A 24,890-nucleotide genomic window follows, 5' to 3' on the forward strand; every position below is an offset into this window, starting at 1 on the left:
CGCCATTGGTCGCACCTTTGGCAGGTACGCCATTCGTGTGCGATCACTTGACCCCCCTCACAGGTGCTCCTAAGGTCGCGCTGCTCCCTGTAGGACGTAGGACGTCGTATCTCCCTCGCTGTCTCCCTCCCTGTCTCTCGTTGGAGGAACCGTGCGCGACGTAATCCGTGACGCCCCGGCGCCGACCCGCCGGTCGCTCCTCAAGTACTCCGGCGCGCTGGGCGCCGCCGCGGCCGTCTCCTCGTCGCTGGCCGCCTGTTCGGCCGGGCCGGAGTCCACCAACGACACCGGCGGCTCGGGCGGCGGGAAGAACAGCACCCTGACCGCCGTCATCGGCTACGGCAACGACGGCAGCTGGGACCCCACCCAGACGGCGTCCGCCTTCTGCATGGCCGCCAACAACCACATCTACGAGGGCCTCCTCGACACGGACCCGATCTCGCGCGAGCCCTACGCGGCGCTCGCGACGGCCGTGCCGGGCGACACCTCCGGCACCTCCTGGACGTTCGAACTGCGGCCCGGCGCCACCTTCCACGACGGCAGGCCGGTGACCGCCGACGACGTCGTCTTCGTCTACGAGCGCATCCTCGACCCCGGCACCCAGACCCTCGCCAAGGGCTTCTTCGCGAGCTGGCTGAAGGAGGTCCGGAAGATCGACGCGCGGAACGTCGAGCTGGTGCTCAGGTTCCCCTTCCCGGACGGCATCGCGCGGCTGACGCTGGCGAAGATCATGCCGAAGCACGTCTTCTCGCGGCCGGGGGCCTGGGAGGACGCCATCAAGGGCAAGGCGATCGGTTCGGGACCGTACCGGCAGAGTGCGCACCACCCGAAGTCCAACACCACCTTCGAGGCGTACGCCGACTACAACGGGCCCCGCCCGGCCGCGTTCCGGAAGATGAACTGGCTGACCATCGTGGACGCGGCCCCGCGCGTCGCGAAGATCTCCGGCGCGAGTGCCGGAGCGCAGATCGCCGACAACATCCCGTACGCCAATATCGGGCAGCTGGAGAACGGCGGAATGTCCGTCCAGGGCGGCTCCGGGATGAACAACCTGTTCCTGATGTTCAACACCGCGCGCAAGCCCTTCGACGACATCCGGGTCCGGCAGGCACTGCATCACGCCATCGACCGGGACAAGATGATCGAGGTGGCGCTGAAGGGGCACGGAAAACCGGCGAGTTCGTTCCTGAACGAGCGGAATCCGAGCTATCGGCCGGCGAAGAGCGTGTACGCGTACGACCCCGACAGGGCGAAGGCGCTGCTCGCGGAGGCCGGGGTGAAGGGCCTGGAGATCGAGATCCTCGCCGTGAACGTCAGCTGGATCGTGGACTGTCTGCCGACGATCAAGGCGTCCTGGGACGCGATCGGGGTCGGGACGACCCTCTCCCCGCAGGAGACCACGGCCGTCTTCACGAAGATGGACCAGAAGCAGGACTACCAGGTGGTCGCCGCCGCCTCGAATCCCAATCAGTTCGGGCTCGACGCCGATCTGATCATGCGTTACAACTACGGGCCGCAGAACCTGTGGATGCAGTACGCGCGCTGGGCCGGGAATTCCGTGGCCAAGGCGCTCTTCAAGGACATGGACCGGGCCACGCGGGAACCGGACGCCGAGCAGAAGAAGACGATGGTCCAGGACTACATCGACATCGTCGCCGAACAGGCCGTGCTCTATCCGGTGGTGCACAACGAGCTGATGACCGCCTGGAATCCGAAGCGGCTCTCGGGGATAAGGGCACAGCCCTATCCGGGGATCAATCTGCTCCAGGCCAAGTGGGTCTAGCGTGGTCGCCGTTCTGCGCATTCTGATCCGGCGGGTCGCCCTGCTCGTTCCCCTGCTGCTCGGAATCGTGCTGTTCGTGTTCGTCGTCATGCGGTTCTCGGACGTCGACCCGGCGTCCGCGTTCTTCCAGGGCGCCAATCCCACACCGGAGCAACTGCACGACTTCCGGGAGGAGAACGGCCTGCTGGACCCGCTGCCCGTCCGCTACGCCGGCTTCATCGGCGATCTGCTGCACGGGGACATGGGGATCAGCGCGCTCACCCGGGCGCCCGTCGTCGACCAGGTCATGACCGCGCTGCCGCTCACCCTCCAGCTGACCTTCCTGGGGCTCGGTATCGCGGTCGTGCTGGCGCTGCTCGGCGGGATCACCGCGGCGATCCACCGGGACCGGCTGCCGGACCAGATCATCCGGGTGGTGTCGCTGACCGGGGTCGCGGCGCCCGGGTTCTGGCTGGCGCTGCTGATGATCCAGTATCTGGCGGTCGACCTGGGCTGGTTCCCGACCGGCGGCTACGTCAATCCGGCGGACTCCTTCACCGGCTGGCTGGAGACGATGACGCTGCCGGCCCTCGCGCTGTCGCTGCCGGTGGCGGCGCAGCTCACCCGGATCGTGCGGACCGCGATGGTGGAGGAGCTGGACAAGGACTACGTACGCACGGCGATCGGCAGCGGGCTGCCGCCGAGGGTGGTCGTGGGGCGGAACGTGCTGCGGAACGCGCTGATCAACCCGCTGACCGTGCTCGGTCTGCGCGTCGGCTATCTGCTCGGCGGCGCGGTCGTCATCGAGACGATCTTCTCGCTGCCGGGGATGGGCAAGCTGATGATCGACGCCGTGAAGAACGGCGACCCGGCGGTCGTCCAGGGCGTCGTCCTGACCACGGCGGCGGGCTTCGTGATCGTCAACCTCGTCATCGACGTGCTCCATCTGCTGGTGAACCCACGCCTGAGGGAAGCGAGTTGACGACCACCGTCGAGGGAGTCGACGACCGGCGTCGAGGGATGCGAGCCGATGCCCTGATGCGCGGACGGGAGCTGATGCCCTGATGTTCGGCCTGATCGTGACCACGCGCAAACGCCTGACGGAGGCCCTCGCCCGGCCCGGTGTCCGGCCGCGCTCCTGGCGCCGGCTGCCACTGCTCTCCCGGATCGCGGTCTGCTTCCTCGGGGTCGTGGTCCTCACCGCCCTCCTCGCGCCCTGGCTCGCCCCGGACGACCCGCTGGACCAGCAGGCCCTGGTCGGCGGCACCGGCGCGCCCTCCGCCGAGCACTGGATGGGGCAGGACAGCCTGGGCCGGGACATCCTGAGCCGGCTGATGTACGGGGCGCGCTGGTCGCTGGCGATCGGGCTCGGCGCGACCGCGCTGGCCCTGGTCGTGGGGGCGCTGATCGGGGCCGTCGCGGCGACCTCGCGCAAGGCGGTCGACGAGACGCTGATGCGCTGTCTGGACGTCGTCATGGCCTTCCCCGGCATCGCGCTGGCCGCCGTGCTGGTCGCCGTGTTCGGCGGCGGGATCACCGTCCTGATCTGCGCGATCGCGTTCCTGTTCACCCCGCCGGTGGCCCGGGTCGTGCGGGCCAACGTCCTCGACCAGTACGGCGAGGACTATGTGACCGCCGAGCGGGTGATCGGAGCCAGCACCCCGCACATCGTCCTGCGGCACGTGGCGGTCAACTGTGCCGCGCCCGTCCTCGTCTTCTGCACGGTCCAGGTCGCCGAGGCCATCGTCTTCGAGGCGTCGCTGTCCTTCATCGGCGCGGGCGTACGGCCGCCGGACCCGTCCTGGGGCAGTGTCATCGCCGACGGCAAGAACATGGTGCTGACCGGCGGCTGGTGGGCCACGGTCTTCCCCGGTCTGCTGATGCTGGTCACGGTCCTGTGTCTGAACATCCTCTCCGAGGGCGTCTCCGACGCGTGGGCGGCGCCGGTCTCGCGGGAGGCGGAGCCGGGGGCGCCGCGGGAGGCGGAGGACCCGCTGGAGGCCACCGTGCCCGGCGCCGGTTCCCATGAGCTCGCCGAGCTGCCCGGTCTGACCGAGGCGGCCCTGCGGCTGCGGTCCCGGGCCCGTCCGCTGCCGTCCGGCCAGCCGGTGCTGTCCGTCGAGGAGTTGGCGGTCGGCTTCGAGGGCCGCCACCGGGGCGTGGACATCGTCGACGGCATCAGTTTCGAGGTCCGGCCCGGTGAGGTGCTGGGGCTGGTCGGCGAGTCGGGCTGCGGGAAGTCGCTGACCGCGCTGACGGTGATGGGCCTGGAACCGAAGGGCGCCCGGGTGCGCGGCCATGTCCGGTTCGACGGACGGCAGTTGGTGGGCGAGCCGATGCGGGTACGGCGGCGGCTGCTCGGCCACGAGATGGCGATGATCTACCAGGACGCCCTGTCCTCCCTGAACCCGGCGATGACGATCCGCGCCCAGTTGAAGCAGGTCGTGCGCCGGGGCGGCGGCCGCCCCGCGCCCGAACTGCTGCGGCTGGTCGGCCTCGACCCCGACCGCACCCTGCGCAGCTACCCGCACGAACTCTCCGGCGGCCAGCGGCAGCGCGTGCTCATCGCGATGGCCCTGTCCCGCGACCCCCGGCTGATCGTGGCCGACGAGCCGACGACCGCGCTCGACGTCACCGTGCAGGCCCAGATCATCGAACTGCTGCTGCGGCTGCGCGAGGAGCTGGGCTTCGCGCTGATCCTCGTCTCCCACGATCTGGCGCTGGTCGCGGATGTCACCGACCGGGTGGTGGTGATGTACGGCGGGCAGATCGTCGAGACCGGTGTCACCGCGGACCTGGTGGAACTCCCCGCCCACCCCTACACCCGCGGACTGCTCGGCAGCGTCCTGTCGCTGGAGTCGGCGGCCGAGCGGATGACCCAGATCAGGGGAGTCGTCCCCGCCCCCGCCGACTTCCCGCCGGGCTGCCGCTTCACCGGCCGCTGCCCCCGGGCGAGCGAGGTCTGCCGTACGACGGCCCCTGCCCTGCTGGGCCCTCCGGCGCACACGGCGGCCTGCCACCACCCGGTGGTGGACCTGGTGGAGAGCACGGAGGTGAGCCGGTGAGCGCGCTCGTGGAGGTCTCCGGCGCCCATGTCGTCCACCGGGCGCGCAGCGGTGGGGTGTTCACCCGCGACCGGGTGTACGCGCTGACCGGCGCCGACCTGGTGATCGCGCCCGGTGAGACGGTGGGCGTGGTGGGCGAGTCGGGGTGCGGCAAGTCGACGCTGGCGAAGCTGCTGGTGGGCGTGGACCGGCCGGCGGCCGGGACGGTCTCCTTCCGGGGGCGGGACCTGTGGTCCATGTCGCCCGCCGAGCGCCGGACGGCCGTCGGCGGCGGCACCGGCATGATCTTCCAGGACCCGTCGACGGCCCTGAACCGCCGGCTGACCGTCCGCCGCATCCTGCGCGACCCGCTCGATGTGCACCGGCGCGGTACCCCGGCCGAACGGGAGGACCGGGTGAGGGAGTTGATGGCCCTGGTCGGTCTGCCCCCGGCGCTCGCGGACGGGCTGCCCGGCCGGCTCTCCGGCGGGCAGCGCCAACGCGTGGCGATCGCGCGGGCGTTGGCGCTGGACCCCGGGCTGGTGGTGGCGGACGAGCCGACGAGCGCGCTGGACGTCTCGGTCCGCGCCCAGATCCTCAACCTCCTGCTGGACCTCAAGGAACGCCTCGGTCTCGCGATGGTGTTCGTCTCGCACGACATCCAGACGGTACGGCGGATGAGCGACCGGGTGATCACCATGTATCTGGGCCGGATCGTGGAGGAGACCCCGGCGGCCCTGGTCACCGACCGCGCCCGGCACCCGTACACCCGCGCGCTGTTCTCGGCGACGCCCGGTCTGCTGGACCCGATCGACCCGATCCCGCTGGTGGGCCCCGTCCCGTCGGCGACCCGGCCGCCGAGCGGCTGTCCGTTCCGTACCCGTTGCTGGAAGGCGGACGCCGACTGCGCGGAGATCATGCCGGAGTTCACGGCCGCGTCGGCGCCCGGACACCGTTTCCGCTGCCACCATCCTGTGCAGGAGACGGAGTCGACGCGTGACCTGGTCGCCCAGGCGGCGAGCGGGGCCGCGCCCGACGCCGTACGAGGCAACTAGCACCAGGGAGCCGTCATGACCGTCCCCGCCCCGCTGACCGGTGTCGTCCCGCCCGTCTGCACGCCCCTGACTCCGGACCGGGAGGTGGACGTCGCCTCGCTGGTCCGGCTGGTGGACCATCTGGTGGCGGGCGGTGTGGACGGGCTGTTCGTGCTCGGTTCGACGTCGGAGGCGGCGTATCTGACGGACGCGCAGCGGCGGCGGGTCGTGGAGACGGTCACCGGTCATGTGGGCGGCCAACTCCCGGTGCTCGCCGGGGCGATCGACATGACCACGCCCCGTGTCCTGGACCATGTCCGCGCGGTGACGGCCGCCGGGGCCGACGCCGTCGTGGCCACCGCCCCCTTCTACGCCCGCACCCATCCGGCGGAGATCGCCCGCCACTACCGGCTGCTCGCCGCCGGTTCCCCCGTCCCCGTCCTCGCCTACGACATTCCGGTCTCCGTCCACACCAAGCTGCCCGCCGACCTGGTCCTGGAGCTGGCGGCCGAGGGAGCCATCGCCGGGCTCAAGGACTCCAGCGGCGACCTGGGCGGCTTCCGTACGGTCGTCACGGGCGCCCGCGCGGACGCGGCCCTCTCCGCGTTCGCCGTCCTCACCGGTTCCGAACTCCTCGTGGACTCCGCGATGGCGCTGGGCGCGCACGGCGCGGTGCCGGGGCTGGCCAACGTCGACCCCGTCGGCTACGTCCGGCTCGACCGCCTCTGCCGCGACGGCGACCGGGACCGCGCCCGCACCGAACAGGAGCGGCTGTGCGCCCTGTTCGGTCTCGTCGGCGTCGGTGACACCGCCCGTATGGGCCCCGGTTCCTCCGCCCTGGGCGCCTTCAAGGCCGCGCTCCACCTGCGCGGCGTCATCGCCTGCCCGGCCACGGCGGACCCGCAGATCCCGCTGTCGGAGCCGGAGACCGAGCAGGTGGGCAAGTACCTCGCGGCGGCTGGCCTGTTGTAGCCGTCATCCCACGAGGTCGGTCAGCGGCGGGCGGCGGAACCCGATCGTCCCGTACGGGCCCGTCGCGCGCCCGGTGGCGGGCAACAGGGCTGGCCCGATCGGATTCTGACGTGATGTCAGTGGACGCCCGGTGTCACCATCCCCGACTCGTAGGCCACGATCACCAGCTGGGCGCGGTCGCGGGCGCCCAGTTTGCCCATGATGCGGCTGACGTGGGTCTTGGCGGTCAGCGGGCTGAGGCCGAGGGTGTCGGCGATCTCGGTGTTGTTGAGGCCGCGCGCCACGAGGGTGAGGACCCCCCGCTCCCGGTCGGAGAGGTCTTCCGGGCCGCCGTCGGGCAGCGCCGGCGGCGCGGTGGGGCTCGCGAGCAGCCGGGCGATGAGACGGGCCGTGGGGCCCGGGGAGAGCAGGGCCTCGCCGGCGGCGACCGTGCGGATGGCGTCAAGAAGTTCGGCCGGCCGCATGTCCTTGACGAGGAAGCCGGAGGCCCCGGCCCGCAGGGCCTCCACGACGTGCTCGTCCGTGTCGTAGGTGGTGAGCACCAGGACCCGTACGCCCGCGAGGTCCTCGTCCGCCGCGATGAGCCGGGTCGCCTCGATGCCGTCCAGGTCGGGCATGCGCAGGTCCATGACGACCAGGTCGGCCCGCGCGGTCCGCGCCAGCTCCACCGCCTCCCGGCCCGTCCCCGCCTGCCCCACCACCTCCATGTCCCGCGCCGACTCCACGAGCATGGCGAACGCGGCCCGCACGAGGGTCTGGTCGTCGGCGAGGAGGACACGGATCACGCGCTCGGTCATCGGTCCGCCTTCCGTTCGGCGGCCACGACGACCACGGGCCGCTCCCCCGGTCCGCCCAGCGGCAGCAGCGCCGCCACCTCGAAGCCGCCGCCCGGCCGAGGCCCGGCGTCCAGCGTGCCGCCCACGCTGCGGGCCCGCTCGCGCATCCCGAGGATGCCGAAACCGGAGTTCTCCGCACGGGGCGGCGCCGCCCCCACCCCGTCGTCCGTCACCCGCACCCGGAGGGCACCCTCCCCGGCCCGCAGGTCCACCCGTATCGCCAGGTCCGCTCCCCCGTGCCGTACGGCGTTGGTCAGGGCCTCCTGGACGATGCGGTAGGCGGCGGCGCCCACCCCGGAGGGCACCCCGTCGGCCGCGACCGTGATGTGCGCGCGGGCGCCCGCCGTACGGGCCGCGTCCACCAGGTCGGCGAGGCCGTCGAGGCCGGGCAGCGGGCCCCGGTCGCCGGTGCCCGCGTGGTCGGGCTCGCGAAGCACCTCCAGCGTGCCGCGCAGTTCGCCGCGGGCGGTCCGGCAGGTCTCGGCGATGTCGTCGAGGGCCTTGGCGACGGCGGCGCGGTCGAGGCGGTCGGGGTCGGCGGCCAGGACGTGCGCGGCGACGGAGGTCTGCACGCCGACGAGCGTGATGCTGTGGGCGAGCAGATCGTGCAGATCGCGGGCGATGCGCAGCCGCTCCTCCGCGACCCGCCGCCGCGCCTCCTCCTCCCGGGTGCGCTCCGCGCGCTCGGCGCGTTCGACGACGGAGTCGACGTACTGGCGGTGGACCCGGACGTAACCGCCGAAGACGAGGACGGAGACGATCCAGCCGGAGATCTGCAGGAACTCCGGGATCTGCTGGGGGGTGAACAGCACGTTGACGGCCAGGGTGAGGGCCACGACGGCGACGCCGTTGAGCAGCGTCCGGCGGGCCGTACCGCTGACCGCGACGGTGTAGAGCGCCAGCATGGCCGGGGCCACGGCGGCGGAATGGTTGTTGTCGAACGAGTGGTAGGGCACGACGAACGCCACCAGCACCCAGAGCACGAGCACCGGCCGGCGACGGCGCCACACCAGCGGCACATGGACGGCGAGCAGCAGCGCGAACCCGAGCGGGTCCGGCACCCGCCCGTCCCCTCTGATCACCAAGGCGGCCACGCAGTCGACGACGGCGAGGCCGGCGACGAGATACGCGTCGTACCGCAGGGCGTTCGCCCCGGCGGCCGTCCGCAGCCGCTCGACGAGCCCCGGCCCCATCCTCGTCATGCCCATGGTTACCGTCACTCCCTCATCCTCCGTCAGGAGGGCGCCCTTCCGGGAGAGAAGGACGCCCTCGGGTGGTCGGGACGGCCTCAGCGGCCGGCCGGTACGCGTTCCCGGTCCATCGCCCCGCCCGTGGGCGGCCCCGCCGGGTGCGCCGGTTCCTTGGACAGCGGTCCGGGCCACCACACCTTCCGGCCGAGCGCCACGCTCGCGCTGGTCACGAGGTAGGTGCGGACGAGGAAGGTGTCGAGGAGGACACCGACCGCGATGACGAAGCCCAGCTGGACGAGTTGGACGAGGCCCATGTTGAGCAGCACGGCGAAGGTCCCGGCGAGGACGAGCCCGGCGGAGGCGATGACCCCGCCGGTGGTGCGCAGCGCGGTGAGCGCGGCGGCGGCCGGTTCGGCGCCGGCCAGGGACTCCTCACGCATCCGGTGCATCAGGAAGATGCCGTAGTCGACGCCGAGGGCGACGAGGAAGACGAAGGAGAGCAGTCCGAGCCCGGGGTCGGTGCCCTCGAACCCGAGCACCGGCCCGAAGACCAGTCCGCCGATGCCGAGCGAGGCGGCCCACACCGCGACCACGGCGACGACGAGCAGCAGCGGCGCGACCAGGCTCCGCAGCAGCGCCACGAGGACGAGCAGTACGGAGACGAGCACGATCGGTACGACGACCAGCCGGTCCCGGGCGTTGGTGTCGCTCAGGTCGAGCTGTTCGGCGCTGGGCCCGCCGACGTAGGACTCCGGCAGCGCGTCCCGCAGCGCCTTGATGGTGGCGGTCTCGGCGGCCGACTCCGGCGCGCTCCTCGCGATGACGGAGATCTCGGTCCAGCCCCCGCCGGTACGGCCCCGCTCGACCGCCGCGACCCCGCGCTGCCCCTCGATCGCGGCGACCGTGGCGTCGGCGCGTCCGGCCGGGGTGATGACGGAGATCGGCTGGGTGCCCTGCCCGGGGAACGCCCGGCCCAGGGTCTCCATGGCCACGACCGACTCGGGCTTGTCGACGAAGGAGTCCTCCTGCTTCAGCGAGCCGGGCAGATTGAGTGTGCCGAGCGCGAGCGCGCCGAGCAGCACGGCGCCGCCCGCCAGCACGAGGCGGGGGCGCCGCCCGGCGGACGAGCCCATCGCCGAGAACAGGCTCCGCCGCTGCTTGGGCTCGCTGCCGAACGCCGGGACCAGCGGCCAGAACACCCGCCGTCCCAGCAGCACGAGCAGGGCCGGCAGCAGGGTGAGCATGGCGAGGAGGGCGCACAGGACACCCACCGTGCCGAGGGGGCCCATGCCCCGGCTGCTGTTGAGGTCGGCGGCCAGCAGGCACAGCAGCCCGGCGGCGACCGTCCCGGAGGAGGCGAGCACGGCGGGCCCGCAGCCGCGCAGGGCGACCCGCATCGCCTCGTACGGCCGCTCGACACGGCGGAGTTCCTCGCGGTAGCGGGAGACGAGCAGCAGGGCGTAGTCGGTGCCCGCGCCGAAGACGAGGATCGTCATCACGCCCGAGCTCTGTCCGGAGACGGTCGTCCCGAAGGCCTGGTTCAGCCCGTAGGCGACCCCCATCGACAGGAAGTCCGCGATCCCGGCGACGACGAGCGGCACCAGCCACAGCACCGGGCTGCGGTAGATGACGATCAGCAGGACGGCGACGACGCCGACGGTGGTGTAGAGCAGCGGCCCGCCGAGCGCGTCGTAGACCTTGCCCGCGTCGGTGGCGAGGGCGGCCGGTCCGCCGACCTCGACGGTCAACCCGCCCTCGGTGCGGGCGACTTCGCGCACCCGCTCGACGAACGCGTCCCGCAGCTCCTCGTCCGCCCCGGGCGCGTTGCTCGTGACCGGGTACATCAGGGTGGTCCCGTCCGCCGAGGGCACGCCCTCCGGTGCGGCGGCCAGCCGGTCCCGCTCACCGATCTCGGTGACCTGTGCCTCGGCGGCGGTCCGGTCGGCGGCGGTCAGCCCGCCGTCCCGGTGGTAGACGAGCACCAGCTCGGTGGTCTCGCCGCCGGGCAACCGGTCCTGGATCTCGGCCACTTGGGTCGAGTCGGCGCTCGCCGGCAGATAGTCCACCGCCCGGTCCTTCTGCACCTCCGACAGCTTCGCCGCGAACGGCGTGACCACCGCGAGCAGCACCACCCACAGGCCGAGCACCAGCCAGGGCACGGCTCGCCGCCGTCCGCGTCCGCCTGTCCCTCGTCCGCGTACGTCTGTCTCTCCGGGCCCCATGACGGGTCCCCCTCCCTCGCCGGGTGTGTCTGGACGTTCACCAGACTCCCGGCCCGAGGACCTCGATTCGTCGGACGTCAGGGCGAGTTGAGGGGTACTGCGAGGGGTGACCCGTGGGGTGCGTTACTCCCCGGGGAGTACTGCGGGGCCTTCGAACCCCCTGGGGCGAAGGAACGTTACGACGGGGTCCTGGCCGCCGCCAGCAGCCGGGTGACGTCGTCCGAGCAGATCGTGAGGGCCGCGCCGACCGTGGCCAGCGCGTCCCGCTCCGCCGGGGTGTACGGGCCGTCCGCGAGGGCGATCCGGGCGCCCTGGAACAGGATGGCCTCGCGGCCGGTCGGGGCGAGGTGGGGGGCCAGCGGGTCCAGGGCCTCGTGCAGCTCTATGGCGAGACCGGGGCCGCAGGGCTCGCCGTGGACGCGGCCCGTGTCGGCGGCCAGCGCCTCGACCAGGGCGCCGAGTTGGTCCTCGGTGCAGTCGTCGAACCCGGCCGAGCGGACGGCGGTCGCGGCCACGGTCAGCGAGGGGCGGGAGCAGGTGCCGCTCGCCGCGAGGACGGCCAGGGCCACCGTGTGGACGGCGTCGCGGAGCATCGCGGCGAAGCGGGTGGTGGTGGGGTGGTCGAGGACGTCGGTGGCGTAGTGGTGGCGGCAGGCCGCGCACTCCACGACGGGCCCGGTCTCGCCGCGCGGCAGGACGGGGACGCCGAGGAGGGTGAAGCGGCGACGGCCGGTCAGCCGCTGGTAGTTGCGGTCGCCTCCGCAGCCCGGGCAGAAGAACTCACCGTCACCGACGCCCGTCCACGCGATCCGGGTACCCAGCACTCTCGACAGTCCGGTGACTCTGCTGGTGCTCCCGACGCGGGCGAGCGCGGCGGCATCGCCGATCGGGTCCCGTCCTGGCAGCACGTCGCACCTCCGTCACTCCCCCACACACGGCCCCTGGGCGCGGGAGGTGCCCTCTCGGCATCATCGCCGCGCTTGCGTGATGTTAGCCACATCGGTGAGGCGCAGTCAGTACCCCGGACGAGGCCTACCCCTGACGATCACCGGGTTTGGCCGGTAAACGACGGACGGACGACGGACCCCGTCCACCGGAATCCGGTGGACGGGGTTTTCAAACCGCCGGTCAGGCTGGTCAGCGTGTAGCGCGGTTGACGGCCGAGACGACCGCCTTCAGCGAGGCGCGCGTCGTGTTCGCGTCGATCCCGATGCCCCACAGGACCTTGTCCTCGATGGCGACCTCGATGTACGAGGCGGCCTGCGCGGAGGCGCCCTCGCTCATCGTGTGCTCCTGGTAGTCCAGCAGGCGGGCGTCGATGCCGATGCCCTGCAGCGCGTGGAAGAACGCGGAGATCGGGCCGTTGCCGGTGCCGACCAGGGTGGTCTCGGCGCCGTCGACCTCGGCCTCCACGGTCAGCGTGTCCACGCCGTCCTTGTCGGTGGTCGACTGGTTGTTGCGGACCTGGACGCGGCCCCACGCGTTGTCGGGGTTCGGCAGGTACTCGTCCTGGAAGACGGCCCAGATGGCGGAGCCGGTGACCTCGCCGCCCTCGGCGTCGGTCTTGGCCTGGATCAGCTTGGAGAACTCGATCTGCATCCGGCGCGGCAGGTCCAGCTTGTGGTCGTTCTTCAGGACGTAGGCGATACCGCCCTTGCCGGACTGCGAGTTGACCCGGATGACGGCCTCGTAGGAACGGCCGACGTCCTTGGGGTCGATCGGCAGGTACGGCACGGCCCACTCGATGTCGTCGACCGTCCTGCCCTGCTCCCTCGCGGACGCCTCCATGGCGTCGAAGCCCTTCTTGATGGCGTCCTGGTGGGAGCCGGAGAAGGACGTGTAGACCAGGTCGCCCACGTACGGGTGGCGCGGGTGGACCTCCATCTGGTTGCAGTACTCCCACGTGCGACGGATCTCGTCGATGTCGGAGAAGTCGATCTGCGGGTCGACGCCCTGCGAGAACAGGTTCATGCCCAGGGTGACCAGGTCGACGTTGCCGGTGCGCTCGCCCTGCCCGAACAGACAGCCCTCGACGCGGTCGGCGCCGGCCATCAGCGCCAGTTCGGCGGCGGCGACGGCCGTACCGCGGTCGTTGTGCGGGTGGACGGAGATGACGACGTGCTCGCGGCGGGAGATGTTGCGGCTCATCCACTCGAAGCGGTCCGCGTGCGTGGACGGCGTCGAACGCTCCACCGTGGCGGGCAGGTTGAGGATGATCTCGCGGCCCGGACCGGGCTGGTAGACGTCCATCACCGCCTCGCAGACCTCCAGGGCGAAGTCCAGCTCGGTGTCGGTGAAGATCTCCGGGCTGTACTGGTAGCCGAACTCGGTCTCGGGGCCCAGCAGTTTCTCCGCGTACTCCATCACCAGCCGCGTGCCGTCCACGGCGATCTGCTTGATGTCGTCCTTGGAGCCGCGGAAGACGACCCGGCGGAAGACGGGCGCGGTCGCGTTGTACAGGTGCACCGTGGCCCGCTTGGCGCCCTTCAGGGACTCCACGGTCCGCTCGATCAGGTCCTCGCGGGCCTGGGTCAGTACGGAGATGGTGACGTCGTCCGGGATCGCGCCCGGCTCCTCGATGATGGACCGTACGAAGTCGAAGTCGGTCTGGCCGGAGGCGGGGAAGCCGACCTCGATCTCCTTGTAGCCCATCTTGACCAGCTGGTCGAACATCCGGCGCTTGCGCTCGGGCGACATCGGGTCGATCAGGGACTGGTTGCCGTCGCGCAGGTCGGTGGAGAGCCAGCGGGGGGCGGCGGTGATCCGGTTGTTCGGCCACGTGCGGTCCGGGATGTCCACCTGGTCGTACTGACCGTACTTGTGGATCGGCATGGACGTGGGCTGCTGGCGGTTCGCCATGATGCGTGGGCTCCTCGGTGGTCCGGTCACTGCCGGGAAGGACGGCCGACGACACAACGCCAAAGCACCGCGGGGAGGGGGTCGGCCTCTAGTACAGGCCCTCGCCGCGGCAGCTAAGGAGAAGCAGCCCGAAACGCATGATGCGCAGCAGCCTAGCCGAGTCCTGCCGGGTGCGGGGGGCCGTATCAGTATGCGGGACCGGAGAACCTATTCGGACAAAAGGTGCGCAAGGCCACACCGGGTACGACAGCGCACCCCTGCTGGGGGCGCGGGGAACCGCGCGAGAAGCCCGACGAACGGGCGGCCCGCACGCAAACCACAACCCTCAGTAACGCCACGGCGGCGAAACGCAACCCATACGGCCACATTTCACCAATCATGGTTGCCCCCAGTGACAAGCACCCAACGGAGTGCAACCGTGTCAGCCATGACGACCAACGGGGGCCACGAGCCCGTCTTCTGCACCGTCGTACCACCGCACGTCCTCGACAAGCTCTCCCAGGCCGAGGACCCGGCCCTCGCGGGCGCCGCGCGCAGGACCCTGGAGCGCGACGCCTTCGAGCGCACCCACCGCCGGCTGACCACGGTCGTCGGCGCCCCGAGCATCGCCGCGCCCGCCGGCGCCGAGTCCGGCGCACCGCACCGCACGATCCACGACGCCCGCCACGGCACGGACCTGCCCGGCCGCAAGGTGCGCGGCGAGGGCGAGGAACCCGGCAAGGACGCCACGGTCAACCGCGCGTACGCGGGCCTGGGCGCCACCTACGAACTGTTCTGGAAGTCGTTCGCCCGGGACTCGATCGACGGCAACGGGCTGCCGCTGGACGCGACCGTGCACTACGACCGCGACTACAACAACGCCTTCTGGAACGGCGAGCAGATGGTGTTCGGCGACGGCGACGGCGAGATCTTCCTCGACTTCACCATCCCGATCGACGTCATCGGCCACGAACTGAGCCACGGCGTCACCCAGTACACGGCGAACCTCACGTACTTCGGCCAGCCGGGCGCGCTCAACGAGTCGATGTCGGACGTCTTCGGCGCCCTCATCAAGCAGTACACGCTCGGCCAGACCGCCGCCGAGGCGGACTGGCTGATCGGCTCCGGCCTGCTGGCCCCCCGGGTCACCGGCGTCGCGCTCCGCTCGATGAAGGCCCCGGGCACGGCGTACGACGACGACGTCCTCGGCAAGGACCCGCAGCCGGCGACCATGGACGACTTCGTCCGCACGGGCCGCGACAACGGCGGCGTGCACATCAACTCCGGTATCCCCAACCACGCGTTCTACCTCGCGGCCACGGCGCTGGGCGGCCACGCCTGGGAGCGGGCCGGACAGATCTGGTACGACGTCCTCACCGGCGGCGAACTCGGCAAGCAGGCCCTCTTCGTCGACTTCGCCACGCTCACGGTGAAGGCCGCGCGGGCGCGCTACGGCGAGGGCGACGAACTCACGGCGGTCCTGAAGGCCTGGGAGCAGGTGGGCGTGCGGACGCTGTAGTTCCGTACTAGACAGGGAGCCATGCGTATTCAAGTACGGCGCACGGGCGGTTTCGCGGGCATCGAGCGGCACGCGGTGGTGGACACCACCGGGCGGCCCGATGCCCCCGTCTGGCACGCCCTGGCCGAACGGGCCCTCACCACCGGCCGGGGCTCACCGCCGCTCGGCGTGCCGGACGGCTTCTCGTACGAGATCACGGTGGACGGCAGGGTCGTGCACTGCGCGGACCCCGGGCTGTCGGAGGACCAGCGGGAGCTGATCAGAAAGGTGCTCAAGGAGGGGGCGTGAGCCTCGCGGGCCGTTGACTTCCGTTACCAGTGGTACGGATGATCCGCTCATGGCGACGAACGCGACCAACCCGATACCCCAGTTCCCGGCAGGCTTCCTGTGGGGCGTCTCGACCTCCGCGCACCAGATCGAGGGGGCCTCGGGCGAGCGCGAGCCGTCCGTGTGGGACGCCTTCTCGGCCGGGGCGGGTCACATCAAGGACGGCTCGACGGCGGAGGTGGCCTGCGACCACTTCCACCGCTACCCCGAGGACGTGGCGCTGCTGCGCGACCTGGGCGTCGGCGCGTACCGCTTCTCGATCTCCTGGCCGAGGGTGAACACCCCCGGCGGCCTGGACTTCTACGACCGCCTGGTGGACGAGCTGGCGGGCGCGGGCGTACGCCCCGTGCCCACCCTCTTCCACTGGGATCTGCCGTCCTCGCTGGAGGAGGCGGGCGGCTGGCTCGACCGGGACACCGCCGAGCGGTTCGCGGAGTACGTCGCCGTCGTGGCCGCCCGGCTCGGTGACCGGGTCACCAAGTGGATCACCATCAACGAGCCCGCCGAGCACACCCTGCTGGGCCACGCCCTCGGCACCCACGCCCCCGGCAAGCAGCTGATGTTCGACGCGCTTCCCGCCGCCCACCACCAACTGCTGGGCCACGGCCTCGCCGTACGGGCCCTGCGCGCGGCCGGAGCCACGGACATCGGCATCGCCAACTCGCACGGGCCGGTCTGGGCGGCGTCGGACGCCCAGGCGGACGTGGAGGCGGCCGGCTTCTACGACCTGCTCCTGAACCGGCTGTTCGCCGAGCCGGTCCTGCTCGGCGAATACCCGGAGGGCATCGGCGAGTTGATGCCGGGTACGGACATCGAATCCGACCTGAAGACCATCTCCGAGCCGATCGACTGGTACGGCGTCAACTACTACGCCCCGACCCGCGTCGGCGCGCCCGAGGGCGAGGACATCGAGTTCGGCGGCGTCTCCATCCCCGCCGAACTCCCCTTCACCGTCAAGCAGATCGAGAACGTCCCCACCACCGACTTCGGCTGGCCGGTCGTCCCCGAGGGCCTCACCGAACTCCTCACCACCTTCCACACCCGCTACGGCGACCGTCTGCCCCCCGTCGTCATCACCGAGAACGGCTGCTCCTACGAAGGCATCGACGACCAGGACCGCATCGCCTACCTCGACGGCCACGTCCGCGCGCTGCACCGCGCGTCGGAGGCGGGTGTGGATGTGCGGGGCTACTTCGTGTGGTCCCTCCTCGACAACTTCGAGTGGGCGGAGGGCTTCGCCCGCCGCTTCGGCCTGGTCCACGTGGACTTCGAGACGCTGACACGAACCCCGAAGTCGTCGTACGCCTGGTACCGGGAGGTGCTGAGGGCGCAGAACGAGGGGTGACCGGGGGTGCGTTGTCGTCTGCGGGCCGGTGGGGCTTCTCGCGCAGTTCCCCGCGCCCCTTAAGGGCCTACGGCCCTTTCGGGCCGAAAAGCAGGGGCGCAGCCCCGCTTTTCAGGGGCGCGGGGAACTGCGCGACCAGCCCCCACCGGACGGACGCCTGGGGGTCGAAGGGGCGCAGCCCCTGGATGGGGGCACCTCCCGCTCGAGCGCAGCCGAGAGTGGGGGAGGGACGGGCAGGGGCGGCGGGGGCGAAAAAATCACAGCGGGCTCACAGGGAACGGTTCCCCTCTTACCGCACTCTTCCCTTCCGACCACCCTCCCCACGGAAGGACCACCCCGTGCCCCCGCGTCCAGCCAGACCCACCCACCGAGCCATAGCCGTACTCGCCGTATCGGGCACCCTCCTCGTCACCCCCTCCCTCGCCGCCCCCACCGCGTTCGCCGCCGGAGCACCGGCGACCGACCTCCGCGTGGACACGAACCGCGACGGCAAGGTGGACGTCACCGGCACCACGGACACCGCCGGCGAGAACGGCTGGACCCTCGCCCGGGGCGCCCTGATGCTCCCCAACATCGACGACGACACCCGTCGTTGCCCGACGAAGGGCGCGAACGGCAAGCCCCTCACCGACGCCAAGCTGGCCGCCTGCAACGACGCCTCCGACACCAAGGTGAACGGCACCGCGGACGCCGCCGACCTGGCCCGCGTACGGTCCGTGCCGCGGAGCGTGCCGGCCGGCGCGCAGGGCACCGTGAAGGTCACCGCGGGCGCCCAGCAGGTCCGGGTGTTCGTCAAGCGGGGCACGAAGTGGGAGCCGGTCACGGCGAAGACCCGGCTGTCGCGGGCCGAGTTGAAGGCCGGCGTGGAGTTCGGCGTCGAGGCGAAGGACGTCATCCGGGACACCGCGAAGTGGGACGGCACGGCCCGGGTCCGGCTGACGGTGAAGTCGTCCAAGGGCACCACCGCCGACTCGGTCACCCTGCGCGTCGCCCCGCTCCTCACCCACCACCATCTGCAGAACGCCCAGCAGTTGCTGGTCACCAAGGTCACCGGCGGCAACTACGGCAAGCTCAACCGCGCCTTCCGCGAGGGCCTGGACAAGGCCGCCAAGAACGCCGGCATCACCCAGCCGACGGTGAACTTCACCAAGTACGGGGACATCTGGGCGCAGGACTTCGTGGAGCCCGCGTACGTCAGCATGACCGGCGCGAACGGCAAGCGGCAGGCCATGCGGGTGATGCTGCGCTCCGCCCAGCTGGACCGGGAGGCGGGCCGGGAGCTGTTCGAGAAGATGCGCGGCCCGAACATCGGTGCCGTGCAGGTGACGGGCGCCAAGGACTCGGAGGAGTGGACGCTCAACTCCATGGGCAACCTGGAGACCATTCCGCCGTACGCCCACGGCGAGCGTTCGTTCCCCGCGGGCCGGATCATCATGGGCCAGCGCCCGGACGTCGGCTCCAAGCCGGCCAAGGTGATGCGGACGTTCCTGAAGTCCCAGGGTCTGCAGGACCCGCTGTTCCTGGACACGTCCTGGCTGCATGTGGGCCATGTCGACGAGTTCGTGCAGTTCCTGCCCGCCGACACCCCGCGCGGCTGGAAGATCGCGATCGCCGACCCCGAGGCGGGGCTGAAGCTGCTGCGTGACGCGAAGGCCGCGGGCCATGGCGCCAAGCCGATGTTCTCCCTCCCGAACGTCCCCTGGGAGTCCATCTCGGAGGCCCTCGGCTCCAAGAACCTGGTCTCCGACAACAACCTCGCCACGCGCCGCATCGAGGCCAACCTCGCCGTGCTCAAGCGTGAGACGGGCGTGACGGACGCCGAGATCGTCCGGGTCCCGGCGCTCTACACCCAGGGCCGGGAGATGGTGGGCGAGACCGCGTCGGGCAAGGACGCCAAGACGCGTCTCCCCCGGCTGACCCGCCTCGGCGCCGGCACCGAACTCCCGGAGGTGGCAAGGGAGTACGGCCAGCAGCGCCGCCTCGACGAGCCGGGCGAGGGCCTGGGAACGCCCTCCCCCATGGCACCGGCGCCCGCGCCCTCGGTCATGACCAGCGCCTACGTCCCCGGCGCGGTCAACGGCGTCGTCCTCAGCCGCACCCACTACCTCGCCCCGCGCCAGTGGGGTCCGGTCATCAACGGCAAGGACATCTTCACCGAGGCCGTGACGGCCGCGTACAGCGGCGCCGGCATGAAGGTGTCGTACCTGGACGACTGGGAGACGTACCACCTCGGTATGGGCGAGATCCACTGCGGCACCAACACCCTGCGGAACACGTCGGCGGCCTGGTGGACCCGCTGACCCCGGCGCCCACGCACTGACCCGACATGCCCGCCGCCGCCCCGGAGAACCGTCCCGGGGCGGCGGCGCCTTTTCCCCTCACACAGGCCCGCGGCCCCGCAGGTCCGCCAGCCGTACGAGACTGTCCCCGACCGTCTCCCGCTCCCCGTCATCGAGCGGTACGGCCTCGGCCCGGTCGAGCGCGGCGGTCGCCGCCTCCTCGTCGCCGAGCCGGACGGCGACATCGGCGCGCAGCACCAGCAGCCGTACCAGCAGCGACGGCGCCGGTTCCGCCGCCGACCCCAGCGCCCGGTCGACGACCCTGGCCGCGCCCGCCGGATCGTCCTTCGAGTCCGCCAGCAGGGACGCGAGGTGCAGGGCCCGCGCGAAGGGCTCCTCGGGGGCGGGCCGGTGGCTCTGGTCCTCGCTGATCGGCTGCCCGACCCGGACGCAGTTGCCGCCGGGGTCGGTCAGCAGGAACTGCCGCATGCCGTACGACATGTCCTTCAGCGGCCCGAGTCGGGGCAGGCCCCGGGTCGGTATCCGCCCGTACGCCGCCCTGAGCCCGGCCCGGAACGCCGCGTACAGGCCGTCGACGTCGTCCGTGCGCACGTAACACGTACTGAGGGACTGGGCGGGCTCGTACCGCTTCAGCCCGAAGAACTGCAGTTCGATGCCGTCCCGTACGACCACGGCGTAGGGATGGGGGCTGCTCTGCCGGAAGGTGACCTCGAAGCCGAGGGCCTCGTAGAAGTCGAGGAGCGGTTGGAGGTGCTGACACGGAAGGATCGGAATCGTCTTCTCGCCCATACCGCGACTCTAGTCAAACTTGACCAGATGTCGCGAGCGATTAAGCCCGAGCCGACCGCACGGTGTCGACCGCCCGCTCAGAACCCCAGCTTCCGCAGCTGGCGGGGATCCCGCTGCCAGTCCTTCGCCACCTTCACATGCAGGTCCAGGAAGACCGGCGTCCCCAGCAGCGCCTCGATCTGCTTGCGGGACTTGATGCCGACCTCCTTCAGGCGCTTGCCCTTGGGGCCGATGATGATGCCCTTCTGGCTGGGGCGCTCGATGTAGACGAAGGCGTGGATGTCGAGCAGGGGCCGGTCGGCGGGGCGGTCCTCGCGGGGGAGCATCTCCTCGACGACGACGGCGATGGAGTGCGGGAGTTCGTCGCGGACGCCCTCCAGCGCCGCCTCACGGATCAGCTCGGCGATCATGACCTGCTCGGGCTCGTCCGTGAGGTCGCCCTCCGGGTAGAGCGCGGGGCCCTCCGGGAGCAGCGGGACGAGCAGATCGGCCAGCAGGTCCACCTGCTTGTCGGCGACCGCCGAGACGGGCACGATCTCGGCCCACTCGAAGCCCAGCTCCTTGCCGAGCTGGTCGATGGCGATCAGCTGCTCGGCGAGCGCCTTGCTGTCCACCAGGTCGGTCTTGGTGACGATCGCGATCTTCGGCGTCTTCTTGATGGACGCCAGTTCCTTCGCGATGAACCGGTCGCCCGGGCCGAGCTTCTCGTTCGCCGGCAGACAGAAGCCGATCACGTCGACCTCGGCCCAGGTCGTGCGGACGACGTCGTTGAGCCGCTGGCCCAGCAGGGTGCGCGGCTTGTGGAGCCCCGGGGTGTCGACCAGGATCAGCTGGGCGTCCGGCCGGTGCACGATGCCCCGTACCGTGTGCCGCGTGGTCTGCGGCTGGTCCGCCGTGATCGCCACCTTCTGGCCGACCAGAGCGTTCGTGAGGGTGGACTTGCCCGCGTTGGGGCGGCCCACGAAGCAGGCGAAGCCGGCGCGGTGGGGGGCCTCGGCCGGCTGCTCGGATGACTGGGTACGCACGCTCATGGCGCCCATTCTCCCTGATCGACAGAGCCCCTCCGCACTCAGCACCGAGCAGACGCCGCGGCCAGCGCCGAGCGTGAGCTTTCCGAAACCCTCACGCAACGAAACGTCACCGAAACACATCCGTACACGTCCGGAAACGCACGCCGATCACCCTCTGACGAGCCCCCGCACCGTTGGAGACCACCGTGACCCTTGCCGCACAGGGCATCGACACCGGCGACACCGCCTGGCTGCTCGCCGCCACCGCCCTCGTCCTGCTGATGACCCCGGGCCTCGCCCTCTTCTACGGCGGCATGGTCCGCACGAAGAGCGTCCTCAACATGCTGATGATGAGCTTCGTGTCGATCGCCCTGGTGACGGTCGTCTGGCTGGCCGCCGGCTACTCCCTGGCCTTCGGGGACGACATCGGCGGCGGGCTCATCGGCGGCCTCGACCACCTCGGTATGGCCGGTCTCGGCCCCGCGAGCGTGCACGGCACCGTCCCGACCCTCCTCTTCGCCACCTTCCAGCTGACGTTCGCGGTCATCACGGCCGCGCTGATCAGCGGCGCGATCGCGGACCGCGCCAAGTTCGGGGCATGGCTGGTCTTCGTCCCGGTGTGGGCGCTGCTCGTATACGTTCCGGTCGCGCACTGGGTGTGGGGGCCGGGCGGCTGGATCCTCGACGACCTCGGCGCCCTCGACTTCGCGGGCGGTCTGCCGGTGGAGATCACCTCCGGCGCCTCCGGACTGGCCCTCTGCCTGGTCCTCGGCCCCCGGCTGGGCTTCAAGAAGGACGCCATGCGCCCGCACAACCTGCCGATGGTCATGCTGGGCGCGGGCCTGCTCTGGTTCGGCTGGTTCGGCTTCAACGCCGGCTCCGCGCTCGGCGCCAACGGTCTGGCCGCCGCCGCGTTCCTCAACACCCTCGCCGCCGGCTGCACCGGCCTGCTCGGCTGGCTCTTCGTCGAGCAGCGGCGCGACGGCCACCCGACGACCCTGGGCGCCGCCTCCGGCGCGGTCGCGGGCCTGGTCGCCATCACCCCGTCCTGCGGCTCGGTCTCGCTGCTCGGCGCGCTGGTCATCGGCCTGGCCGCCGGTGTCGTCTGCTCCTACGCCGTGGGCTGGAAGTTCCGGCTGAACTACGACGACTCCCTCGACGTCGTCGGCGTCCACCTGGTCGGCGGGGTCATCGGCACGGTCCTGATCGGCGTCTTCGCCGTCGAGTCGATGACCGGCGGGGCCGAGGGCCTGCTGTACGGCGGCGGGCTCGGCCAGCTCGGCAGGCAGCTGGTGGCCGTCGTCGCCGTCGGGGCGTACGCGTTCGCCGTGACGTACGGCATCGGGAAGCTGATCGACAAGGTGCTGGGCTTCCGCGCGGAGGAGGAGCACGAGCACACCGGCCTCGACCTTACGGTGCACGCCGAGACGGCATACGATCACGGCGTCCTGGGCCACGGCGCCCCGGTCGGCGCGTCCGTCACGTCCTCCGTCCCCTCCTCGCAGAAGGCCAAGGCCTAAGGAATGAAGCTCATCACAGCGATCGTCAAGCCGTACCGTCTCGACGCGGTCAAGACCGCCCTGCAGGAGTCGGGCGTGCACGGTCTGACCGTCAGCGAGGCCAGCGGCTACGGCCGGCAGCGCGGGCACACCGAGGTGTACCGGGGCGCCGAGTACCAGGTGGACCTCGTCCCCAAGGTCCGGATCGAGATCATCGTCGAGGACGCCGAGTCGGAGGCCGTGATCGAGACGATCGTCAAGGCCGCCCAGACCGGCAAGATCGGCGACGGCAAGGTGTGGGCGCTGCCGGTGGAGACGGTCGTCCGGGTGCGGACGGGCGAGCGGGGTCCCGACGCGCTCTGAGCCGGCGCAGTCCGGCATGAGGGGGTGCCGCCCGGAAGGCGGCACCCCCTCACCCGTCAGTACCCGCCCGGGCCGGTCAGTCGAAGACGAACGGGCTCGGCGACTGCGGTCCGCTCGCCGTGCAGGTCACGGGGAAGCCGAAGACCACCATCTGCAGGGAGCCGCCGTAGGCCTCCAGGCTGTCGCCCGGGGCGACGGTGCCGGTGAGGGGGCCCACGACCATGCCGTCACCGGCGGCCAGGGCCGGGTTCTCGGTGCCGGTGAAGGATGTCGTGCCGCCGCTCGCCTTGACGAAGGTGAGCGTGGACTGGATGGAGTCCTCGGCGAGGGCGATCGGTGCGGTGATCTCCTCGGACGTGAGGGTGACCGTGGCGGACGTGCCGTCCTGGGTGGCCGTGAGCGTGGCCACACCTGAACCGCCGATCGTGCAGCTGGCGTTGATGGTCGCGGTCGCGGGAGTGACCGCGAGGGCGGTCGGTGCGAACGCGAGGCCGGTGACGGCGAGCGTTCCGGCGGCGAGCGCCGAGCCGACACCGAGTCGTATGCGTCTCATCGAGCGAATTCCCTTCCCTGGTACGGGAGTCGCAGGGGCCTGGGGGCGCCCCGTACGTCCCGGTACGGGCGTTGCCATGTGGGGGCGGAGCAATGCGCGGCCGCGCGGCGGAATGTGACGGTCCGCCAGGAGAACGGCTCCATTGAGACGTGTACGGGCCAAGATTGCAAGAGAAGTTCTGCCGGTTCCCCCAAGGGTCGGTGAAAGTGGCCGAAGCCGATCGCCGACGCCACCGGCCGGCTCACCGGCGGGGTCGCGCCGATGCGCCGATCTGTCCCGCCCCGCACGCATTCGCCGGGAGAGCGGACCCGGGTGTCCACTCTCCCGCGCATGATTTTCACCCAGCTCAGAGGACTGTTACCGGCCGTAACACTACGCCGCGAGCGCGCGCCGACGCGCCGCGGTCGGAGATCACTACCCTGTACCGGTGCTCACCTACGACGAGTTGACGGAGCCGGAACGCGCGCTGTGGGACGCGTTCCCGCAGGGGCGGCGGGTCGATCTGCGGACGGGGAGGGACGCGGAGGCCCGGGTCGCCGGGGGCGCGGACCGGGGACCGGGGACCGGCGCGGACGGTACGACGCGACCGTCGGCTACGGCTACCGCCCCTGGCTGGCCGGTGTCTGGCTGCTCGTCCTGACGCTGCTGGGGACCGCGGCGTTCGACACCGGTGACCCGACGCCGGTGAAGCGGGGCGAGGGGGCGCCGTTCCAGCCGTTCGTCTACACCCTCGACCTGCTCGTCCCGATCGGCGGCCTGGGCCAGCGGGCCGCCTGGTACTGGACGGAGAGCACCCTCCAGTGGCTGGCCCACATCCTCGTCGCCCTCGGCTGGATCCTGACGACGGCCGTCATCGCGGGGGTGACCCGCACGCTGCAGAGGAACTGACCCCGCGGGGGTTCAGCCCGCCGTCACCGTCGCCCGCACCGACCCGTCGGGCCCCGCCAGCAGCACCGGCGTCCCCGGCCCGCCGAGGTCCCGTACGGCCGCCCGGTCCTCGTCGGGGACGGCCCGCGCGTCGCTCACCACGGCCGCCGCCTCCAGGGACTTGGCGCCGGAGGCCACCGCCATGGCGACGGCGGTACGCAGGGCGCTGAGGCGCAGGGAGTCGAGGGCCACGGTCCCGGCCACGTACGTCCGGCCGTTCTCGTCGCGCACGGCGGCCCCCTCGGGCACCCCGTTCCGGGCCCGCGCGGAACGGGCCAGGGTGACGATCTTCCGGTCCTCGGGGTCGAGGTCGGGCACGCTGCTGTCGGTGCTGTCGGTGCTGTCGGTCATGTCCCGAGC

20 protein-coding genes and 1 pseudogene are annotated in these 24,890 nt (G+C 71.5%); 12 read left to right on the forward strand and 9 right to left on the reverse strand.

From position 1 onward, the window contains the following. Positions 1–151 precede the first annotated feature (151 nt). From J8M51_RS03135 to J8M51_RS03155, 5 genes are all read left to right on the forward strand, one after another. Positions 152–1,783 carry an ABC transporter substrate-binding protein gene (locus tag J8M51_RS03135; protein WP_086763173.1) on the forward strand — a complete coding sequence of 544 codons (1,632 nt, stop codon included), beginning with the start codon at positions 152–154 and terminating at the stop codon, positions 1,781–1,783. A 1-nt stretch (position 1,784) separates the two neighbouring features. After that, the gene (locus tag J8M51_RS03140; protein WP_086763175.1) at positions 1,785–2,744 is read left to right on the forward strand and encodes an ABC transporter permease; all 960 of its coding nucleotides are present in this window, start codon (positions 1,785–1,787) and stop codon (positions 2,742–2,744) included. An 82-nt stretch (positions 2,745–2,826) separates the two neighbouring features. Further along, positions 2,827–4,827, forward strand: a complete 2,001-nt coding sequence (locus J8M51_RS03145; RefSeq protein WP_267298947.1) for a dipeptide/oligopeptide/nickel ABC transporter permease/ATP-binding protein — start codon at positions 2,827–2,829, stop codon at positions 4,825–4,827. Then, on the forward strand, positions 4,824–5,861 hold the full coding sequence (locus J8M51_RS03150; RefSeq protein WP_267298948.1) for an oligopeptide/dipeptide ABC transporter ATP-binding protein: 1,038 nt from the start codon (positions 4,824–4,826) through the stop codon (positions 5,859–5,861). The genes J8M51_RS03145 and J8M51_RS03150 overlap by 4 nt, the downstream gene beginning before the upstream one ends. A 15-nt stretch (positions 5,862–5,876) precedes the next feature. Then, complete coding sequence (locus tag J8M51_RS03155; RefSeq protein WP_086761129.1) at positions 5,877–6,812, forward strand: dihydrodipicolinate synthase family protein; 936 nt, start codon at positions 5,877–5,879, stop codon at positions 6,810–6,812. Positions 6,813–6,928: 116 nt separating this feature from the next. Here J8M51_RS03155 and J8M51_RS03160 read toward each other — a convergent pair whose 3' ends face one another. The 5 genes from J8M51_RS03160 to leuA form a co-directional block, all read right to left on the reverse strand. Further along, the gene (locus J8M51_RS03160) at positions 6,929–7,609 is read right to left on the reverse strand and encodes a response regulator (RefSeq protein WP_086761131.1); all 681 of its coding nucleotides are present in this window, start codon (positions 7,607–7,609) and stop codon (positions 6,929–6,931) included. Next, a complete protein-coding gene (locus J8M51_RS03165; RefSeq protein ID WP_398855445.1) occupies positions 7,606–8,856 on the reverse strand; it encodes a sensor histidine kinase in 1,251 nt (416 codons plus the stop codon). Before J8M51_RS03165 ends, J8M51_RS03160 begins: the two co-directional genes overlap by 4 nt. Before the next feature lie 80 nt (positions 8,857–8,936). After that, positions 8,937–11,060 (reverse strand): MMPL family transporter, encoded by a 2,124-nt coding sequence (locus J8M51_RS03170; RefSeq protein WP_086762795.1) that lies wholly within the window; start codon positions 11,058–11,060, stop codon positions 8,937–8,939. A gap of 176 nt (positions 11,061–11,236) precedes the next feature. Continuing rightward, the gene (locus J8M51_RS03175; RefSeq protein ID WP_398855447.1) at positions 11,237–11,968 is read right to left on the reverse strand and encodes a tellurite resistance TerB family protein; all 732 of its coding nucleotides are present in this window, start codon (positions 11,966–11,968) and stop codon (positions 11,237–11,239) included. Positions 11,969–12,197: 229 nt separating this feature from the next. Then, the gene (gene leuA, locus J8M51_RS03180; protein ID WP_086762792.1) at positions 12,198–13,919 is read right to left on the reverse strand and encodes a 2-isopropylmalate synthase; all 1,722 of its coding nucleotides are present in this window, start codon (positions 13,917–13,919) and stop codon (positions 12,198–12,200) included. Between the two features lie 427 nt (positions 13,920–14,346). On the opposite strand from leuA, the gene J8M51_RS03185 reads away from it, so the two are divergent. From J8M51_RS03185 to J8M51_RS03200, 4 genes are all read left to right on the forward strand, one after another. Then, on the forward strand, positions 14,347–15,417 hold the full coding sequence (locus J8M51_RS03185) for a M4 family metallopeptidase (protein ID WP_086762790.1): 1,071 nt from the start codon (positions 14,347–14,349) through the stop codon (positions 15,415–15,417). Between the two features lie 21 nt (positions 15,418–15,438). Further along, entirely contained in the window at positions 15,439–15,705 is a 267-nt protein-coding gene (locus J8M51_RS03190) for a protealysin inhibitor emfourin (RefSeq protein WP_086762788.1), read from the forward strand. Between the two features lie 49 nt (positions 15,706–15,754). Next, positions 15,755–17,089 (forward strand): GH1 family beta-glucosidase, encoded by a 1,335-nt coding sequence (locus J8M51_RS03195; RefSeq protein WP_086762786.1) that lies wholly within the window; start codon positions 15,755–15,757, stop codon positions 17,087–17,089. A gap of 338 nt (positions 17,090–17,427) precedes the next feature. After that, positions 17,428–19,389, forward strand: a complete 1,962-nt coding sequence (locus tag J8M51_RS03200; RefSeq protein WP_267298949.1) for a protein-arginine deiminase domain-containing protein — start codon at positions 17,428–17,430, stop codon at positions 19,387–19,389. A gap of 78 nt (positions 19,390–19,467) precedes the next feature. On the opposite strand, the gene J8M51_RS03205 is transcribed toward J8M51_RS03200, so the two are convergent. Together J8M51_RS03205 and era are read right to left on the reverse strand one after the other, a co-directional pair. Beyond that, positions 19,468–20,178: a bleomycin resistance protein gene (locus J8M51_RS03205; protein WP_086759177.1), complete on the reverse strand. Its 711-nt coding sequence runs from the start codon at positions 20,176–20,178 to the stop codon at positions 19,468–19,470. Between the two features lie 77 nt (positions 20,179–20,255). Beyond that, complete coding sequence (era, locus tag J8M51_RS03210) at positions 20,256–21,218, reverse strand: GTPase Era (protein WP_179203269.1); 963 nt, start codon at positions 21,216–21,218, stop codon at positions 20,256–20,258. Positions 21,219–21,394: 176 nt separating this feature from the next. Between era and J8M51_RS03215 the strand changes: the two genes are divergently transcribed. Together J8M51_RS03215 and J8M51_RS03220 are read left to right on the forward strand one after the other, a co-directional pair. After that, positions 21,395–22,708, forward strand: a complete 1,314-nt coding sequence (locus J8M51_RS03215; RefSeq protein ID WP_179203268.1) for an ammonium transporter — start codon at positions 21,395–21,397, stop codon at positions 22,706–22,708. 3 nt (positions 22,709–22,711) lie between these two features. Continuing rightward, positions 22,712–23,050, forward strand: coding sequence for a P-II family nitrogen regulator (locus J8M51_RS03220; RefSeq protein ID WP_086759172.1), 339 nt, complete (start codon positions 22,712–22,714; stop codon positions 23,048–23,050). 76 nt (positions 23,051–23,126) lie between these two features. On the opposite strand, the gene J8M51_RS03225 is transcribed toward J8M51_RS03220, so the two are convergent. Next, positions 23,127–23,603 (reverse strand): hypothetical protein, encoded by a 477-nt coding sequence (locus tag J8M51_RS03225; RefSeq protein WP_086759171.1) that lies wholly within the window; start codon positions 23,601–23,603, stop codon positions 23,127–23,129. Between the two features lie 579 nt (positions 23,604–24,182). Between J8M51_RS03225 and J8M51_RS03230 the strand changes: the two are divergent. Further along, positions 24,183–24,491 (forward strand): annotated as a pseudogene (locus tag J8M51_RS03230) (oxidoreductase); the annotation flags it as partial. Positions 24,492–24,503: 12 nt separating this feature from the next. On the opposite strand, the gene J8M51_RS03235 reads toward J8M51_RS03230, so the two are convergent. Then, positions 24,504–24,881, reverse strand: a complete 378-nt coding sequence (locus tag J8M51_RS03235) for a cytidine/deoxycytidylate deaminase family protein (protein WP_086759169.1) — start codon at positions 24,879–24,881, stop codon at positions 24,504–24,506. Positions 24,882–24,890 lie beyond the last annotated feature (9 nt).

It is taken from the genome of Streptomyces griseiscabiei (assembly GCF_020010925.1).
Taxonomy (GTDB): Bacteria; Actinomycetota; Actinomycetes; order Streptomycetales; family Streptomycetaceae; genus Streptomyces; species Streptomyces griseiscabiei.

Excerpts from the sequence above, each read along its gene's own strand:
- J8M51_RS03195 (WP_086762786.1), top strand. The coding sequence starts at position 15,755 with ATGGCGACGAACGCGACCAACCCGATACCCCAGTTCCCGGCAGGCTTC.
- J8M51_RS03145 (WP_267298947.1), top strand. The coding sequence starts at position 2,827 with ATGTTCGGCCTGATCGTGACCACGCGCAAACGCCTGACGGAGGCCCTC.
- J8M51_RS03205 (WP_086759177.1), bottom strand. The coding sequence starts at position 20,178 with ATGGGCGAGAAGACGATTCCGATCCTTCCGTGTCAGCACCTCCAACCG.
- era (WP_179203269.1), bottom strand. The coding sequence starts at position 21,218 with ATGGGCGCCATGAGCGTGCGTACCCAGTCATCCGAGCAGCCGGCCGAG.
- J8M51_RS03225 (WP_086759171.1), bottom strand. The coding sequence starts at position 23,603 with ATGAGACGCATACGACTCGGTGTCGGCTCGGCGCTCGCCGCCGGAACG.
- leuA (WP_086762792.1), bottom strand. The coding sequence starts at position 13,919 with ATGGCGAACCGCCAGCAGCCCACGTCCATGCCGATCCACAAGTACGGT.
- J8M51_RS03170 (WP_086762795.1), bottom strand. The coding sequence starts at position 11,060 with ATGGGGCCCGGAGAGACAGACGTACGCGGACGAGGGACAGGCGGACGC.
- J8M51_RS03190 (WP_086762788.1), top strand. The coding sequence starts at position 15,439 with ATGCGTATTCAAGTACGGCGCACGGGCGGTTTCGCGGGCATCGAGCGG.
- J8M51_RS03235 (WP_086759169.1), bottom strand. The coding sequence starts at position 24,881 with ATGACCGACAGCACCGACAGCACCGACAGCAGCGTGCCCGACCTCGAC.
- J8M51_RS03160 (WP_086761131.1), bottom strand. The coding sequence starts at position 7,609 with ATGACCGAGCGCGTGATCCGTGTCCTCCTCGCCGACGACCAGACCCTC.
- J8M51_RS03185 (WP_086762790.1), top strand. The coding sequence starts at position 14,347 with ATGACGACCAACGGGGGCCACGAGCCCGTCTTCTGCACCGTCGTACCA.
- J8M51_RS03220 (WP_086759172.1), top strand. The coding sequence starts at position 22,712 with ATGAAGCTCATCACAGCGATCGTCAAGCCGTACCGTCTCGACGCGGTC.
- J8M51_RS03165 (WP_398855445.1), bottom strand. The coding sequence starts at position 8,856 with ATGGGCATGACGAGGATGGGGCCGGGGCTCGTCGAGCGGCTGCGGACG.
- J8M51_RS03155 (WP_086761129.1), top strand. The coding sequence starts at position 5,877 with ATGACCGTCCCCGCCCCGCTGACCGGTGTCGTCCCGCCCGTCTGCACG.